The 15,675-nt window shown below is 65.5% G+C and carries 16 protein-coding genes and 1 pseudogene; 14 read left to right on the top strand and 3 right to left on the bottom strand.

Features of this window, described 5'->3' with window-relative positions:
• The first annotated feature begins 142 nt into the window (after positions 1-142).
• The 10 genes from rplU to QFZ46_RS00040 all read left to right on the top strand — a co-directional run bounded on the left by rplU (position 143) and on the right by QFZ46_RS00040 (position 7,703).
• Positions 143-451: a 50S ribosomal protein L21 gene (gene rplU / locus QFZ46_RS00085; RefSeq protein ID WP_307357020.1), complete on the top strand. Its 309-nt coding sequence runs from the start codon at positions 143-145 to the stop codon at positions 449-451.
• A gap of 20 nt (positions 452-471) precedes the next feature.
• Positions 472-732, top strand: coding sequence for a 50S ribosomal protein L27 (gene rpmA / locus QFZ46_RS00080; protein WP_033107563.1), 261 nt, complete (start codon positions 472-474; stop codon positions 730-732).
• A 118-nt stretch (positions 733-850) separates the two neighbouring features.
• Positions 851-2,362: a GTPase ObgE gene (gene obgE / locus QFZ46_RS00075; protein ID WP_307357017.1), complete on the top strand. Its 1,512-nt coding sequence runs from the start codon at positions 851-853 to the stop codon at positions 2,360-2,362.
• Positions 2,359-3,147, top strand: coding sequence for a glutamate 5-kinase (gene proB / locus QFZ46_RS00070; protein WP_307357014.1), 789 nt, complete (start codon positions 2,359-2,361; stop codon positions 3,145-3,147). The genes obgE and proB overlap by 4 nt, the downstream gene beginning before the upstream one ends.
• A gap of 53 nt (positions 3,148-3,200) precedes the next feature.
• A complete protein-coding gene (locus QFZ46_RS00065; RefSeq protein ID WP_307357011.1) occupies positions 3,201-4,529 on the top strand; it encodes a glutamate-5-semialdehyde dehydrogenase in 1,329 nt (442 codons plus the stop codon).
• Between the two features lie 52 nt (positions 4,530-4,581).
• Positions 4,582-4,806: a hypothetical protein gene (locus tag QFZ46_RS00060; protein ID WP_307357008.1), complete on the top strand. Its 225-nt coding sequence runs from the start codon at positions 4,582-4,584 to the stop codon at positions 4,804-4,806.
• Positions 4,807-4,811: 5 nt separating this feature from the next.
• The gene (gene nadD / locus QFZ46_RS00055) at positions 4,812-5,414 is read left to right on the top strand and encodes a nicotinate-nucleotide adenylyltransferase (RefSeq protein WP_307357003.1); all 603 of its coding nucleotides are present in this window, start codon (positions 4,812-4,814) and stop codon (positions 5,412-5,414) included.
• Entirely contained in the window at positions 5,411-6,613 is a 1,203-nt protein-coding gene (locus tag QFZ46_RS00050) for a hypothetical protein (RefSeq protein ID WP_307357000.1), read from the top strand. The genes nadD and QFZ46_RS00050 overlap by 4 nt, the downstream gene beginning before the upstream one ends.
• Positions 6,613-6,996, top strand: coding sequence for a ribosome silencing factor (rsfS, locus tag QFZ46_RS00045; protein ID WP_307356996.1), 384 nt, complete (start codon positions 6,613-6,615; stop codon positions 6,994-6,996). The genes QFZ46_RS00050 and rsfS overlap by 1 nt, the downstream gene beginning before the upstream one ends.
• Before the next feature lie 17 nt (positions 6,997-7,013).
• Positions 7,014-7,703, top strand: coding sequence for an SDR family oxidoreductase (locus QFZ46_RS00040; RefSeq protein WP_307356993.1), 690 nt, complete (start codon positions 7,014-7,016; stop codon positions 7,701-7,703).
• 27 nt (positions 7,704-7,730) lie between these two features.
• On the opposite strand, the gene QFZ46_RS00035 is transcribed toward QFZ46_RS00040, so the two are convergent.
• A complete protein-coding gene (locus tag QFZ46_RS00035) occupies positions 7,731-8,414 on the bottom strand; it encodes a response regulator (RefSeq protein ID WP_307356990.1) in 684 nt (227 codons plus the stop codon).
• Positions 8,411-10,006 (bottom strand): ATP-binding protein, encoded by a 1,596-nt coding sequence (locus tag QFZ46_RS00030; protein ID WP_307356987.1) that lies wholly within the window; start codon positions 10,004-10,006, stop codon positions 8,411-8,413. Before QFZ46_RS00030 ends, QFZ46_RS00035 begins: the two co-directional genes overlap by 4 nt.
• A 158-nt stretch (positions 10,007-10,164) precedes the next feature.
• On the opposite strand from QFZ46_RS00030, the gene QFZ46_RS00025 reads away from it, so the two are divergent.
• Genes QFZ46_RS00025 through QFZ46_RS00015 form a run of 3 tightly spaced genes read left to right on the top strand, consistent with a single transcriptional unit; the run spans position 10,165 to position 13,320 of the window.
• A complete protein-coding gene (locus QFZ46_RS00025) occupies positions 10,165-11,190 on the top strand; it encodes a Bug family tripartite tricarboxylate transporter substrate binding protein (protein ID WP_307356984.1) in 1,026 nt (341 codons plus the stop codon).
• On the top strand, positions 11,187-11,750 hold the full coding sequence (locus QFZ46_RS00020) for a tripartite tricarboxylate transporter TctB family protein (protein ID WP_307356981.1): 564 nt from the start codon (positions 11,187-11,189) through the stop codon (positions 11,748-11,750). The genes QFZ46_RS00025 and QFZ46_RS00020 overlap by 4 nt, the downstream gene beginning before the upstream one ends.
• Complete coding sequence (locus QFZ46_RS00015) at positions 11,743-13,320, top strand: tripartite tricarboxylate transporter permease (RefSeq protein ID WP_307356978.1); 1,578 nt, start codon at positions 11,743-11,745, stop codon at positions 13,318-13,320. Before QFZ46_RS00020 ends, QFZ46_RS00015 begins: the two co-directional genes overlap by 8 nt.
• A 172-nt stretch (positions 13,321-13,492) precedes the next feature.
• On the opposite strand, the gene QFZ46_RS00010 is transcribed toward QFZ46_RS00015, so the two are convergent.
• The gene (locus QFZ46_RS00010) at positions 13,493-15,148 is read right to left on the bottom strand and encodes a dipeptide ABC transporter ATP-binding protein (RefSeq protein WP_307356975.1); all 1,656 of its coding nucleotides are present in this window, start codon (positions 15,146-15,148) and stop codon (positions 13,493-13,495) included.
• 169 nt (positions 15,149-15,317) lie between these two features.
• Between QFZ46_RS00010 and QFZ46_RS00005 the strand changes: the two are divergent.
• Positions 15,318-15,675 (top strand): annotated as a pseudogene (locus QFZ46_RS00005) (dipeptidase); the annotation flags it as partial.

Raw genomic sequence — 15,675 nt, 5'->3', positions numbered from 1 at the left:
CTTTGGTGCGTGAGCTGAGCCGTCCCCACGGGTCGGCGCGGTACAGCCTTGTGCTCGCACCCGTCGGACTTGCGACGAACGCAGGCACAGTCTTCCCGTGAGATTTACGGAGCCGTGAGCTCCCCAACGAAACAGGTATGAAGTGGTTTACGCAGTAGTGCGCGCCGGTGGGCGGCAGGAGAAGGTCGAGGTCGGCACGATCGTTCAGCTCGACCGTGTCAAGGCTGCCCAGGGCGAGAAGATCGAACTGGCCGCAGTGCTTCTCGTCGACGGCGCCACGGTGACCACCGACGCCGACACGCTGGCCAAGGTCAAGGTCACGGCTGAGGTCATCGGCAACCTCCGGGGCCCGAAGATCGTCATCCAGAAGTTCAAGAACAAGACCGGCTACAAGAAGCGCCAGGGCCACCGTCAGGACCTGACGCGCGTCAAGATCACCGGCATCAAGTAAGCACAGAATAGGCTCAGGACATGGCACATAAAAAGGGCGCAAGCTCCACCCGTAACGGTCGTGACTCCAACGCCCAGCGACTTGGCGTGAAGCGCTTCGGCGGTCAGCAGGTCAGCGCAGGCGAGATCATCGTCCGTCAGCGCGGCACGCACTTCCACCCCGGCGTCAACGTCGGCCGTGGCGGTGACGACACGCTGTTCGCTCTTGAGGCTGGCGCGGTCGCATTCGGCGCGAAGGGCGGCCGCAAGGTCGTCAACATCGTCGCCGCTGCTGCCGAGTAATCGCAGCACAGCACACATCCGGTACGGGGCGGGCTTCGGCTCGCCCCGTACGCGTATCTGAGGGCCCTTCATCGGGCTCGAATGATCCGACCGGCTCAGCAACCAGAGGAATCCAGACATGGTCACGTTCGTCGATACGGTGACGCTGCATCTGCGCGCCGGCAAGGGCGGCAACGGCTGTGTCTCCGTCCACCGTGAGAAGTTCAAGCCGCTCGGTGGTCCTGACGGCGGCAACGGCGGCAACGGCGGCGACATCGTGCTCGTGGCCGATCCTCAGACCGGCACGCTGCTGTCCTATCACCACTCGCCGCATCGCAAATCGGCCAACGGCGGGTTCGGCATGGGCGATCACCGCTCCGGTTTCGACGGAGAGTCACTTGAGCTTCCCGTTCCTGTCGGCACTGTCGTGAAGACCACCGATGGTGAGGTGCTCGTCGATCTGGTCGTTCCCGGCGATCGCTTCGTCGTCGCTCAGGGCGGCCGTGGCGGCCTCGGCAACGCCGCTCTCGCCACCACGAAACGCAAGGCGCCAGGGTTCGCACTGCTCGGCACTCCTGGCTTCGAGGGGGAGATCACCCTCGAACTCAAGACCGTCGCCGACGTCGCCCTGGTCGGCTACCCGTCGGCCGGAAAGTCGAGCCTGATCGCCGCTGTGTCGGCAGCTCGACCGAAGATCGCCGACTACCCGTTCACGACGCTGCACCCGAATCTGGGTGTGGTCCAGGCCGGCGAGTCCCGTTACACAGTCGCCGACGTGCCAGGTCTCATCGAAGGCGCCAGCGAAGGCCGTGGCCTCGGACTCGAGTTCTTGCGTCACGTGGAGCGCTGCTCCGCACTGCTGCACGTCCTCGACTGCGCCACTCTCGAACCCGGACGCGACCCGATCTCCGATCTCGACGTGATCCTTGCGGAGCTTGCCGCGTACGAGGTGCCGGAGGGGCAGACACCGCTGCTGGAGCGCCCGCAGCTCGTCGCTCTGAACAAGATCGATGTTCCCGAGGCACGTGATCTTGCCGACCTCGTGCGCCCGGAACTCGAGGCGCGCGGGTTTCGTGTGTTCGACATCTCGACTGTGTCGCATGAGGGGCTGCGTCCGCTCACGTTCGCGCTCGGCGAGATCGTCGAGAAGCACCGCGCCGAAGTGGCCGATGTCGCACCGACGGAGCGGGTCGTCATCCGCCCCCGAGGCTCGGAGAAGCCGTTCACGATCCGCGTCGAGGGTGGCTCGTACGGCACCTACTACCGCATCCTCGGCGAGAAGCCGGTGCGCTGGGTGCAGCAGACCGACTTCCAGAACGAAGAGGCGGTCGGCTACCTCGCTGATCGTCTTGAGCGTCTCGGCGTCGAGACCGAGCTGTTCCGTCTCGGCGCGGCACCTGGTGCCACCGTCGTCATCGGCGAGGGCGAGGGTCTGGTGTTCGACTGGGAGCCCGCGATGGCCTCGGCTGCAGAGCTGATGACTGCCCCCCGCGGCACCGACCCGCGTCTTGCGCCGAATTCACGCCGCACGACGAGTGAGCGTCGCGAGAAGTACTACGAGCGGATGGACGAGAAGGCTGCGATCCGCGCGGAGCAGGACCTGAAGCGTCGCGTCACGGTCGAGGAGGACTACGACGGAGAGGGCGCATGACCGCACGCACGCGCGCAGAGCTGGCGACCGCGGAGCGCATCGTGGTGAAGGTCGGTTCTTCGTCGATCAGTGGTGAGTCCTCGTGGCGCATCCCCATGATCGTCCACGCTCTGGCGTCGGCGCATGCGCGCGGATGCGAGGTCGTGCTGGTCTCTTCGGGAGCCATCGCCACCGGGATCCCCTTCCTGGATCTGGATGCCAGACCCACTGACCTAGCCACGCAGCAGGCCGCGGCCGCAGTGGGGCAGAACATCCTGGTGTACCGCTATCAGGAGGCGCTGCGGCCGTTCAAGGTCGTCGCCGGTCAAGTGCTGCTCACCACCGGTGATCTCGAGAACTCGATGTCGCGCAGCAACGCCCGTCGGGCGATGGAACGTCTGCTCGGGCTGCGGATCCTGCCGATCGTGAACGAGAACGACACCGTCGCCACGCAGGAGATCCGCTTCGGCGACAACGACCGGCTCGCGGCGCTCGTGGCGCAGCTCATCCAGGCAGACGCCCTCGTGCTGCTCAGCGACATCGAATCGCTCTACACGAAGCCTCCGACCGACCCGGACGCGGAGCCGATCGAGCTGATCGCGGCTGATGCCGACCTGGCTGGACTCGAGTTCGGATCGACGGTCGTGAACAGCGTCGGAACCGGAGGAGCAGCGACGAAGGTCTCTGCGGCGAGACTTGCGGCAGCATCCGGAATCGGAGTTCTCGTCACGAGTGCCGACCTGGTCGTCGATGCTCTGAACGGCCGGGAGATCGGTACGTGGTTCGAACCGGCCGGCACCGCCTGATCGGAGGCGTCATCGAGCGCTCGGCCGCTGAGCAGCCTCGGTAGAATGACCGGATGATCGACGCTCCCTCCGAGACCTCCACTTCGTCTGAGACGCCTGTTCCGGCTGAGAGCGCCACATCCTCGGCGGCAACTCGAGAGACTCCGCAGGACCGGCTCGCGCGGGCCAAAGAGGCATCCCGCGCCACTGCACGCCTCACCAGCGACGACAAGGCGCGCGCGCTGGAGGCGATTGCGCAGGCCCTCGAGAAGAATGCCGCGGTGGTCATCGAGGCGAACGCACGCGACATCGAACGCGGTCGTTCGAGCGGCATCAGCGAGGGCTTGATCGATAGGTTGCGCCTCGACGACAATCGCGTCGCCGCACTCGCCTCCGCAGTGCGGGACGTTGCCGGACTCGCAGACCCCGTCGGCCAGGTCATCGGCGGGCACCGCATGCCCAACGGCGTCACCCTCGAACAGGTGCGAGTGCCGTTCGGCGTCGTCGGCGTCATCTACGAGGCCAGGCCGAACGTGACCGTCGACATCGCCGCCCTCGCTCTGCGCTCGGGCAATGCCAGCGTGCTGCGCGGTGGCAGCGCTGCGCGCGAATCCAACACAGTGTTGGTCCAGGTCATGCGTGATGCGCTCGAGAGCGCGGGCGTCACGCCTGAGGCCATCCAGACGGTTGACGACTTCGGGCGCGACGGCGCGAAGGCACTCATGCGTGGGCGTGGCTTCGTCGACGTGCTCGTGCCGCGCGGCAGCGCATCGCTGATCGAGACCGTCGTCACGGAGTCGATCGTGCCCGTGATCGAGACCGGTGCAGGCAACGTTCACATCGTCCTCGACGAGACGGCACCGGACGACTGGGCGCGAGAGATCGTCGTGAATGCCAAGGTGCAGCGGCCGAGCGTCTGCAATGCAGTGGAGACCGTTCTGGTGCTGCGGCAGGCGGCACCCCGTCTCGTCCCGATGATCGCCAGCGCGCTGCAGAGCGAGGGCGTCGCGATTCACGGCGATGACATCGTCGCGGGCATGGTCAGCAATGTCATTCCCGCGACTGACGATGACTGGGCGACCGAGTACCTCAGCCTGGACATCGCGATGAAGGTCGTGGACACGCTGGATGATGCGCTCGCGCACATCCGCCAGTACAGCACCGGCCACACCGAATCGATCGTGACGACCGATATGCGCAATGCCGAACGATTCCTCGCAGAAGTGGACTCCGCGGTCGTCATGGCGAACGCATCGACCAGGTTCACTGACGGAGGCGAGTTCGGATTCGGCGCGGAGGTCGGGATCTCCACCCAGAAGCTGCACACGCGCGGTCCGATGGGGCTCGCTGAGCTGACGAGCACGAAGTGGCTGGCGCGTGGGTCAGGTCAGACACGCACCTGAGCGATAGGATGGACGAGCGTCTTCTCGCAACCGGTCACGAAACGGAGTCAGGATGAACCTCGTCGCACAGATTGCGATGGCCGCCGCCGAAACGGAGCACCACGGGAACGTGGCCATGGAGACTCTCATCTTCGGCCTCATCGCTGCGGGACTGTTCGCGCTGCTCGGTCTCGTCACTTTCTCCTATCGCAACGTCGCGAACCGTCACTCTGCCAAGGCTGAGGCTTGGGCCGAGAAGCACGGCAAGGACGGCCACGGGGCAGGGCACGGCCACTAGGGCGTATGGAGACCACGACCACGCGCGCCCCGCGAATCGGAGTGATGGGCGGAACGTTCGACCCGATTCACCACGGGCACCTGGTCGCCGCGAGCGAGGTCGCGCATTCCTTCGATCTTGATGAAGTCGTCTTCGTCCCCACCGGACACCCGTGGCAGAAGACGAACGTCACCCCCAGCGAACATCGTTATCTGATGACGGTCATCGCCACGGCATCCAACCCGCGGTTCACCGTGAGCAGGGTCGACATCAACCGTGACGGTCCCACCTACACGATCGACACTCTGCGCGATCTGAAGGATGAGCGACCCGATGCAGAGCTCTTCTTCATCACGGGAGCGGATGCCGTAGCGCAAATTCTCAGTTGGAGGGACCATGATGAGTTGTGGGAGTTGGCCCACTTCGTCGCGGTTTCCCGTCCAGGACATGTCCTGAGCACAGATGGCCTGCCGAGCGAGAATGTCAGCCAACTGGAGGTTCCGGCCCTGTCGATCTCGTCGACAGCTTGTCGAGAGCGTGTGGGCGATGATCAGCCGGTCTGGTATCTCGTTCCCGACGGAGTCGTTCAGTACATAGCGAAGCATCATCTGTATCGGAGCAAGGCATGAGTACATCGGATCAGCAGGGGAAATCGCCGCTGACCCGCAAGCAGATGCGGGAGATTCGTCTCACCGGCGCCACACCGGTGATCAGCGAAGAAGAGGCGGCGGCTGCCGCAGTCGAAGCGCAGCCCGCGCCGGCGGCTCCGTTGCCGCGCCCTTCTCAACCGGTGGAAGTCGCGCCGTCTCCGAAGCCCGATGCAGACGTCGACCTCGAGGATGCGCCGCTCACCCGCCGCCAGGCGCGAGAGCAGGAGCGCATTCGCACGGCGTCTGTCCCCGTGATCACACCCGAAGAGTCGGAGGCGGCTGCGGCCGACGTAGCCGCTGAAGAAGAACTCGTCTCCGGCGTTCCCTCGTTCGCACCGCACGAAGCCGATGCCGGTGACGACGACGATGACGACGACGATCTCGGTGATGAGGTCGTCGACATCGCGCCTGTGAGCGCGGCCGTCGTCGCTGATTCCACCGGTGAGGTTCCGCTCGGAGCCGACGAGCCCGCCGCGGAAGCCAGCGATGAGCAGACCGCCGATGATTCCGCTGTCGAGCAGAATGCAGAGCCCGCTGTCGACGATGACGAGTCGGCCGTCGAGCACGATGTGGATCCGATCAGTGCGTTGGGTGTCGATGCGTCGAACGAAGAGGGCATCGACGACGAAGAGTCCGACGCGCTTCCTGTTGCCGAGCCGGTCGAGACGGGGGAGAACCACGTCGTCAGCCCGACGTTCGGCAAAGGTCTGCTCGCAGACAAGAGCGAGGTGCCCTCTTTCGCACCGTCGTTCGACGAACTGATCACCGCGGATTCCGGGGGTTCTCAGCATCTTGCTCCGAACACGCTGATCTTCACCCCCTCGCCGGGCGAGGGATCGCTCTCCGGGCCGGTCGCCTCCACGGGTGAGATTCTCGTGACGGGAAGCTATGAGCTTCCGCGGGGGATCGGGTCGCAGGGGCACGCGCACGGAGCGGCAGACGGCAAGGAATCGGATGCTGTTCTCATTGATGGGGAGCTGCCCCCGGCATCCTCTCCCACGCCGATCGCGGCAAGCTCCGCGATCAGCACGATCAAACCTGCCGGCGAGGTCATCCGACCTCCGGCGCCTGAAAAGGGCAACAAGCTCATGCTGATCTTGGCGATCACGGCGGGTGGGCTCGCGCTCGCCCTCGCAGTGGCGCTCATCGTCGCATTCACCACGAATATATTCTCTTGATGCAATCACCTGAAAATGCCGAAGAGATGCTGCAGCTCGCAGCATCCGCCGCCGTGTCCAAGGGCGGGGAGGATCTCGTCGCGCTGAACGTGTCGGAGCCGCTGCCGCTTGTCGACATCTTCCTGATCGTCACCGGTAACAGCGAGCGCAACGTCGCCGCCATCGCCGATGAGATCGAAGACAAGCTCATCGAATCGGGGCATAAGCGTGTGCGCCGCGAAGGGCGCCAGGAAGCACGCTGGGTGCTGCTGGACTTCGGAGACCTCATCGTGCACGTGTTCCACTCGGAAGAGCGGGTCTATTACGGTCTCGAACGGCTCTGGAAGGACTGCCCGGTCGTACCGATCGACGTCGCCGAGACCGCCACGACCGACAGTTTCTGAAACGACGGTGCCCCGAGATGACAGTGCATCTGATAACCGGTGCCGGATCGGGTATCGGTGCAGCGGTCGCACGTCGACTGCTGGATCGGGGCGACGAGCTCGTGCTCTTCGCCAGGGATGCCGGGCGTGCGCGCGAGATCGCAGCCGAGTTCCCCGGCGCGTCGACCCTTGTCGGCGATCTCGCGCAGCCGGGGCGCTTGTCGTGGGCCCTTTCGAAGCAGAACCTGCCGGAGCGCATCGATTCGCTGGTGCACGTCGCCGGCGTCGTGGATCTGGGCAGCGTCGCTGACCTCTCGCCGACGCTGTGGGAACGGCAGTTGGCCGTCAACCTCATCGCGCCGGCGGAATTGACTCGACTGCTCCTTCCCGTATTGCGGGTGTCGCACGGCCAGGTGATGTTCGTGAATTCCGGTGCCGGTCTGCGCGCGCACGCGAACTGGTCCGCATACGCCGCGTCGAAACACGGACTCAAGGCCCTCGCTGACGCGCTTCGCGCCGAGGAAGCGGAGAACGGTGTGCGGGTGACGTCGATCTTCCCTGGGCGCACATCCACACCGATGCAGGCGCGCGTGCATCAGCAGGAGGGACGCGACTACGATCCTGAACTCTTCATCGATCCCGACTCCGTGGCGACGACCATCCTGACCGCTCTTGATCTGCCGAGGGATGCGCAGATCGTCGATCTGTCGGTTCAGCCCGGCCAGTAGGGTGCTGCCTGGCGAGCGGCAGCGTGCTCACCCGCGCAGCTCGTACCGCAGTTCCGGACGGCCGACTCCGCCATATGTCGGAGAGCACACGGCAAGTCCGGATTCGACGAGGCGCTCGAGATAACGTCGTGCGCTGACTCGCGACATCCCGAGCTGTTCGGCGACTTCGCTGGCGGACAACGGTTCCCGATCATCCTGCATGGTCTGCACGACACGCTGCAGCGTGACGCGCGAGACTCCCTTGCGCTGCCCGGCCATGGCTATCGCATCGCGTCGCATGAGCGCATCGACGCTCGCCTGATCGAGTTGTCCGGTCGACGTGAACTCGGCGTCACGTGCCAGCACGCGCCATACATCGTCCAGTCGCTCATGAAGCGTCCGCATGGGAAAGGGTTTGACGACGTAGTGGTGCACGCCGTGGGCGCGGGCACGGCGCACGGTCTCCAGATCTCGCGCGGCGGTGACGGCGACGACCTCGACGTGCGCGCCGGCAGCACGTGCGCGCCGAAGCACAGTGATCCCCGACATATCGGGCAGATACACGTCCAGCAGCATGACATCCGGGTCGAGCTCCTCCAAGGCGCGCAGTGCATCCGCTCCCGTCGGTGCGACGCCGACGACCTCGTAGTGCGGATGCCGCTCGACGAAGCCTCGAGTGACGTGAGCCACGGCGAAGTCGTCCTCGACGATCAAGGTGCGCAAGCGGGTCACGCGTCAGCGTCCGCGAGTGCGGCCGCGGGGATCCGCACAGTGAAGCGTGCACCGCCGCTGGCGGCGGGCGAGAGCTCGACGGAACCGCCGAGTCGATCCACGACGCGGGCGACGAGGGTCAGGCCGTAGCCCCGCTGCCGGTCATCGGTCTTGGTCGAGTAGCCGAGGCGGAAGACGTCGCCGCGACGCTCCATCGGCACACCGGGGCCGTCGTCTTCGACGCGGATGCAGATGCCGCTGTCGCCCGCCTGCTCGATCGAGATGACCACGTGACCGCCGTGACCAGCGGCATCCAGCGCGTTGTCGAGCAGATTCGCGACCACCGTGCCCAGATCGCCGTCACCCGACCGTGCAGGAAAGAGGCTGTCATCCGAAATCGTGAGATTCACGCCCAGCTCACGTGCGCGGGCGCGCTTGGCCAGCAGGATCGCGGCCAACTCGATGTCCTGCACGCCGTCGGGTGCGTCCAGCCTGCTGAGCGCCCCGCCGTCACCGGCACGATCGACCACTCGCCGTGCTGCATCGAACTCGCCGAGCTCGATGAGTCCGCCGATCGTGTGCAGCGTGTTGGAGAACTCGTGCTGCTGGGCGCGCAGTCCCTCTGCAAGGCTCTGAGCGCCCGCCAGCTCGCGCAGCGCACGGTCGAGCTCTGTGCGGTCCATCAGGGTGAGCACGGTGCCCACACGCCGTTCCTGCACACGCACGGGTGCAGCTCTCGCGACCAGCACTCGCTCTCCGGAAAGGACGAGTCGCTGCGGCGCAGCATCGTCGTCGACCTCCGTCTCGGTGATGAGGTCGGCAAGGCCGTCCAGCAGCTCCGATGCCGGGCGTCCCACGGCGTCTGCGGGGCCGCTCATCCCCAGCAGCCGTGCTGCGGCATCGTTGCAGAGCGACACCACGCCCTGCTCGTCCAACGCGAGCATGCCTTCGCGGATGCCGTGCAGAGTGGCCTCTCTCGTCTCCAGCAGGCCACGGATGTCATCCGGCTCGAGTCCGTAGATGCGACGGCGGACCATCCTGGCGACCCCGGTGGCCGCGATCACGCCGATCACGGTGGCGACGCCGAGGGCGAGCAGGAATCCAGCGATATCGCCCATGAAGTCCTCCCGCAGGGCGGACTCGAGGATGCCGACGGACACCTGACCGATCACATCGCCGTCTGCGTCGAAGACCGGCACCTTCACCCGCCACGATTCACCGAGTGTGCCGGTCTGGGTTCCGACGTAGGTCTCGCCGGAGAGCGCGACGCTGGGATCGGTGGAGACCGGCTCTCCGATGCGATCGGGATTCGGATGCGAGAAGCGGATGCCCTGATCGTCCGTGACCACCACGTACGCCACATTGGACGAGTCGCGGATGAGTTCGGCGATCGGCTGGATCACCGAGGAGGGGTCAGGAGAGCCGTACGCCTCGACGATCGTGGGCAGCTGCGCGACGGACTGCGCCACCGCCACCATGCGCTCCTGCGACGCCTCGCGGATCTGCCGCTCCTGCATCAACATGGCGGCGAGTCCGGCCGTCAGGACGATTGCGAGCACGATGACGACCTGCAGCAGCACGAGCTGCGTGCGGAGCGTCATCGCCTTCACCACCGTCCCATGCTAGGCGAGGAGAAGGATCCGGCGGAGGTTACGAAATGACCAGAACTCTTCGTTCTGAACACAAACCGAGTCGGCGCCTTCCCCGGTTCTAGGCTCGCGTCACCTGCTCCCGGCATCGGCGTCGGGCAGAAGGACTCGAGGAGGAGTTCATGACACAGCACACTCGCACCCGACTCGCGCTCGGCGCGGTGTTCGGCGTCGTCGCACTGAGCCTTGCTGCATGCAGCGCAACGCCGGCCACCGGCGGCGGAGACAGCGGCGATGGGGGTGGCACGAGCATCGACAGCGTCGCGGTCATCGCGCCGGCCGACCCCGGCGGCGGGTGGGACCAGACCGCGCGCGCATTCGGGCAGGCACTCAGCGATGAAGCTCTGGTCTCATCCGCGCCGGTGTCGAACATCGGCGGGGCGGGCGGCACCGTCGGTCTCGCCTCACTCGCCACTGAAGGAAACCCGAACACCCTCATGATCACCGGCAGCGTCATGGTCGGTGCCGTCGAGACCAACGCATCCGACGTGCGGATCGAGGACATGACTCCGATCGCGAAGCTGACGGAGGAGCCGCTTGTGATCGTCGTGCCGAAGGACAGCCCCTACGACACGTTGGAGGACTTCATCGATGCCTGGGTCGACAAGGGCGCGGGCATGGCCGTCACCGGCGGATCCGCCGGCGGCATCGACCACATCCTTGCGGCGCTGCTGCTCACGGATGCCGGTGTGGATGCTGCGGACGTGCCTGGCACGCTCAACTACATCGCCAACTCCGGCGGCGGCGAGGCTCTCACCATGCTGCTCGGCGGCCAGGTGCAGGCCGGTATCTCCGGGGTGGGGGAGTTCTCGCAGCAGGTGGAGGCCGGGGATCTGAAGGCGCTGGCGGTATCGTCCGGCGAACCGGCGCTGCTTCTGCCGGACGTGCCCACACTCACTGATGAGGGCGTCGACCTCGTCGTCACCAACTGGAGGGGGCTCATCGCCCCCGGCGACATCTCGGACGATGAGAAGAAGGCGCTGGAGGAACTCGTGACGTCTGTGCACGACAGCGCGGCGTGGGCGGACATCCTGGACACGAACGGCTGGACCGATGCGTTCCTCGTGGGCGATGAGTTCTCCACGTTCCTGGAAGGCGACATCTCCACGACGAAGGAGACACTCAAGACGATCGGTCTCGTCGAATGACGGACCAGATCACGACGGGGGCGTCGGCGGTTGCCGGCGCTCCCCGATCTCGCAGGCTGGGGGAGCTCGTCTTCGTCGGCGTGATCGTCCTGTTCGCGGGTGTCGCGCTGGTGATGACGGGCTTCATCCGTGAGCCGGTCGGATCCTCGAACGTGCTCGGTGCGCGTGTGGTGCCGTATGCGGTGACGGGGTTGATGCTGCTGTCATCCCTCGGCGCATTCGTCGCAGTGCTGCGGGGCGACGTCGGAGCGCCGGACGAGGGCGAGGACGTCGACACCGAGGCGCGCACGTCCTGGAAGACCGTGATATTCCTGGCGCTCGCGTTCGCCTCGCTCATGATCGTGATTCCGCTCGCCGGCTGGCCGGCCGCCGTGGTCGTGCTCTTCACCGGCGCATCGCTGGCGTTGGGTGCATCGAGTTGGTGGAAGGCACTCCTGCTGGGACTGGGGCTGGGCGTGTTCACACAGTTGCTGTTCGGTAATCTGCTCGGTCTCTCCCTGCCGCCGTTCGGCACGATACTCCCGGGCCTGATGGGAATGTCGGGGGCGTTCGGTGGATAGCCTGCAACTGCTCATGGACGGCTTCGCGACAGCGCTGCAGCCGCAGTACCTGTTGTTCGCGTTCGTCGGTGTGCTGCTCGGCACCGCTGTCGGCGTTCTGCCGGGTATCGGCCCGGCGATGACGGTGGCACTGCTGCTGCCGCTGACCTACACGCTGGACGTCACCAGTGCGATCATCATGTTCGCCGGCATCTACTACGGCGGCATGTACGGCGGATCGACGACGTCGATCCTGTTGAACACGCCAGGGGAGTCGGCATCCATCGTCACGGCGCTCGAGGGCAACAAGATGGCCAGGATGGGCCGCGCCACGGCGGCCCTGGCGACTGCGGCGATCGGCTCGTTCATCGCCGGAACGATCGCGACGGCCCTGCTCACGCTGTTCGCGCCGTTCATCGCCGACTTCGCCGTGACGCTCGGCCCCGCGGACTACTTCGCGCTGATGATCGTCGCGTTCCTCACGGTGGGGGCCCTGCTCGGCGCGAGCCCGATCCGCGGCATCGTGTCGTTGTCGATCGGCCTGTTCCTGGGACTCGTCGGCACAGACACCCTGACCGGACAGGCGCGCTTCACCTTCAGCATCCCGAACCTGGGTGACGGCATCGATGTCGTGATCGTCGCCGTCGGTCTGTTCGCGGTGGGTGAGGCGCTCTACGTCGGCTCGAGGCGGCGCAGCGGGGCTCTGCCGATCATCCCGGTATCGGGCAGCTGGCGGACGTGGATGAAGAAGAGCGACTGGAAGCGGTCGTGGAAGCCGTGGTTGCGCGGCACGGCGATCGGCTTCCCGATCGGAGCGATCCCGGCAGGCGGCGCCGATGTCGCGACGTTCCTTTCGTACGCGACCGAGAAGCGGCTCGCGAAGGATCCGTACCGTCAGCAGTTCGGCAAGGGGGCGATCGAGGGTGTGGCGGGCCCCGAGGCGGCGAACAACGCGGCGGCGGCCGGTGTGCTCGTGCCGCTGCTGACACTGGGACTTCCGACGACTGCGACCGCGGCGATCATCATCTCGGCATTCCAGACGTACGGAATCCGACCGGGCCCGCTGCTGTTCGACAGTCAGCCGGCACTGGTGTGGGCGTTGATCGCGAGTCTCTACATCGGCAACGTGGTGCTGATCATCCTCAATCTGCCGCTGGTGGGCATGTGGGCCAAAGTGCTGCAGATTCCGCGGCCGTACCTGTACGCGGGAATCCTGGTGTTCGCGGGGCTCGGCGCATATGCGGCGAACTTCACGATCTTCGACATCGGCGTGCTGCTTCTGCTCGGCGTGATCGGGTTCTTCATGCGCAGGCACGGCTATCCGGTATCGCCGATGGTGGTCGGCGCGATCCTCGGACCGATGGCGGAGGAGCAGTTGCGCAAGGCGATGGCGATCAGTCAGGGCGACCCGCTGTACCTGGTGCACAGCCCGGTGTCGATCGTGATCTACTCCGCGATGGTGCTGATCATCGGGCTGGGCATCTGGCTGAAGCATCGTCAGGCGCGATTCGAAGCGGCGCTGTCCGAGGTCGACACCGCCACGATCAGCACGGTGGACGAGGAGATCGCCCAACAGCTGCGCGATCGGTGAACGACGATGGGCGGCGGCAGGGCTCCCCGCCGCCGCCCATCCAGCACATCGATCACGACGACCGGCCACACGAACGAACCGCTTTGTCTTGTTCAGCATCGTGATCGCGACGCAGACGATGGTGCTGATCGAGTAGGCGACCAGCGGGCCGTCCTGCGCGGGCCTCAGCCCATCAACCCGGTGAGAATTCCGTGCGGCGTGCCAGCATCCCACGTTCGGAACGCGATTGCGGGGGGATCGCAGAGAGCAGCGCTCGAGTGTATGGATGCGACGGGTTGCGATAGATCTCGTCGGTATCGCCGATCTCGACCATGTTCCCGAGGTACATCACGGCCACCCGGTCAGCGATATGGCGAACGAGTGACAGATCGTGAGCGATGAACACGATCGACATGCCGAGTCGCTCTCGCAACTCGCAGAGCAGATCGATGATCTGCGCGCGGATGGAGACATCGAGTGCAGACACGGGCTCGTCGCACACCAGCACATCGGGGTCCAGGGCGAGCGCACGGGCGATCCCTACCCGCTGACGTTGCCCACCGGAGAACTGGTGGGGGAATCGGGATCCCATATCGGGATCGAGCCCGACCAGCTCCAGCAGTTCTGTGACTCGTGCCCGCCGTGTCGCCCCCGTGCCCGTCCGTGTCGCAGCCAGAGGCTCCGCGATGATCTGCTGAACCGTCATTCGAGGGTTCAGGGAGGTGTACGGATCCTGGAACACCATCTGCACGCCTCGTCGAAGGATCTTGCGGTCCCGAAGGCGTCCGCGTGTCACATCGTGTTCGCGATATCGGAGCGTGCCGGAGTCGGGAGAGTCGAGTCCGACCAGCATTCTCGCGAGAGTGGACTTGCCGCTGCCGGACTCGCCGACGATGGCGAGGATCTCGCCACTGTGCAGCTTGAGATCGACGTCATCGACAGCCGTGGTGCGATGGGCACGACGACCGTGTCCGGAGCGGAACGTCCGGTTCAGATCACTGCCTTCCAGAATCGGTAGGGCGGAGTCGTCTGCTGCCGCAGCCGCAACGTCCTTGGGCATGGAGTTCAGGAGCTGACGAGTGTAGGGGTGCTGCGGCGAGGTGAGCACTTCGTCGGCGTCGCCGGACTCGACGATGCGGCCAGAGTGCATGACGGCGACACGGTCGGCCACTTCCATGACGACGCCGAGGTCGTGGGTGATCAGCAGAATGCCCATTCCGAGACGGTCCCGCAACGACAGCAACAACTCGAGGATCTGTGCTTGAACCGTCACATCCAGTGCGGTGGTCGGCTCGTCCGCGATGATGAGGTCAGGATCCAGGGCGATCGCCATGGCCATCAGTATGCGCTGGCGCTGCCCGCCGGAGAACTGGTGCGAATAGTCATGGACTCGTTGCGCAGGCGCCGGGATTCCTACGAGCGTCAGTAGCTCGACGGCGCGTTCGAGCGCGTCTCGTCGACTCATCGTTCGATGCGCGCGGAGCAGATCGACGATCTGATCGCCGATGCTGAGCACGGGGTTCAGCGCGGACAACGCGTCCTGGAGGACCATGCTGACCTTCGCGCCGCGCAGTCTGCGGTGCTGCTCCGCCGTGACCGCCGTCAGGTCCGTCTCGTTCAGCTTCATCACCGATGCGCGCACGTCTCCCTCATCGATCAGCCCCATGATCGCCCGCGCTGTCATCGATTTACCCGACCCGGACTCGCCCAGGAGGGCGACCACTTCTCCGCGCCGAACCGTGATGTCGATGCCGTCGACCACGCGTGCCGAATGCCCCGCAGACGGGAGTGTGACGGTGAGGTCTTGAACATCGAGGACGAGGTCGTCGATTGCGGTTGGGATCTCCATGAAGCCATCATGCCAGCAAACTTGCCCTGAATTGTTTCAAGCAGGAAACATTTGAGCCGAAATTATTCAACAAGGTTGACTTCTGCGCCGAAATCCGTGACATTCAATCATGTCGCCTCTTCGCCAGGCGGACAGGCTCATCCGTAACAACGAACGAAGGAACGCTCGCGTGCTCGAAAAAGCTGACCGGTACGCCGGATACACCGCATACGACTACCTCGAGGCGGGCAAGGACTATCGTCAGTTCCGCTACGCCAAGCAGATCGGACGAGTGCCGGCGTACGAGGGCTTGACGCTGAGCGCTTCAGAGAAGGAGCGCGCGGAGCGACTGCTTCGCGAGGAGACGGTCATCTCCCTTCACGAACATGTGCAGGTGTTCCCGGACGACATGGGCGAGCTTCGTGACCACATCCGTCAGGGCCGCGAACCAACCGGCTATGAGGGTCTCGCGCACTCCGGGCTCACGGCAGTCTTCGACAACGGGATGGACGGCACCTGTTGCATCTCCAGCGATGCCGGCTGGAAGT

It is taken from the genome of Microbacterium murale (assembly GCF_030815955.1).
GTDB classification, from domain to species: Bacteria; Actinomycetota; Actinomycetes; order Actinomycetales; family Microbacteriaceae; genus Microbacterium; species Microbacterium murale_A.
Note: the sequence above shows the minus strand (reverse complement) of the source record. Positions and strands in the feature narration are given on the sequence as shown.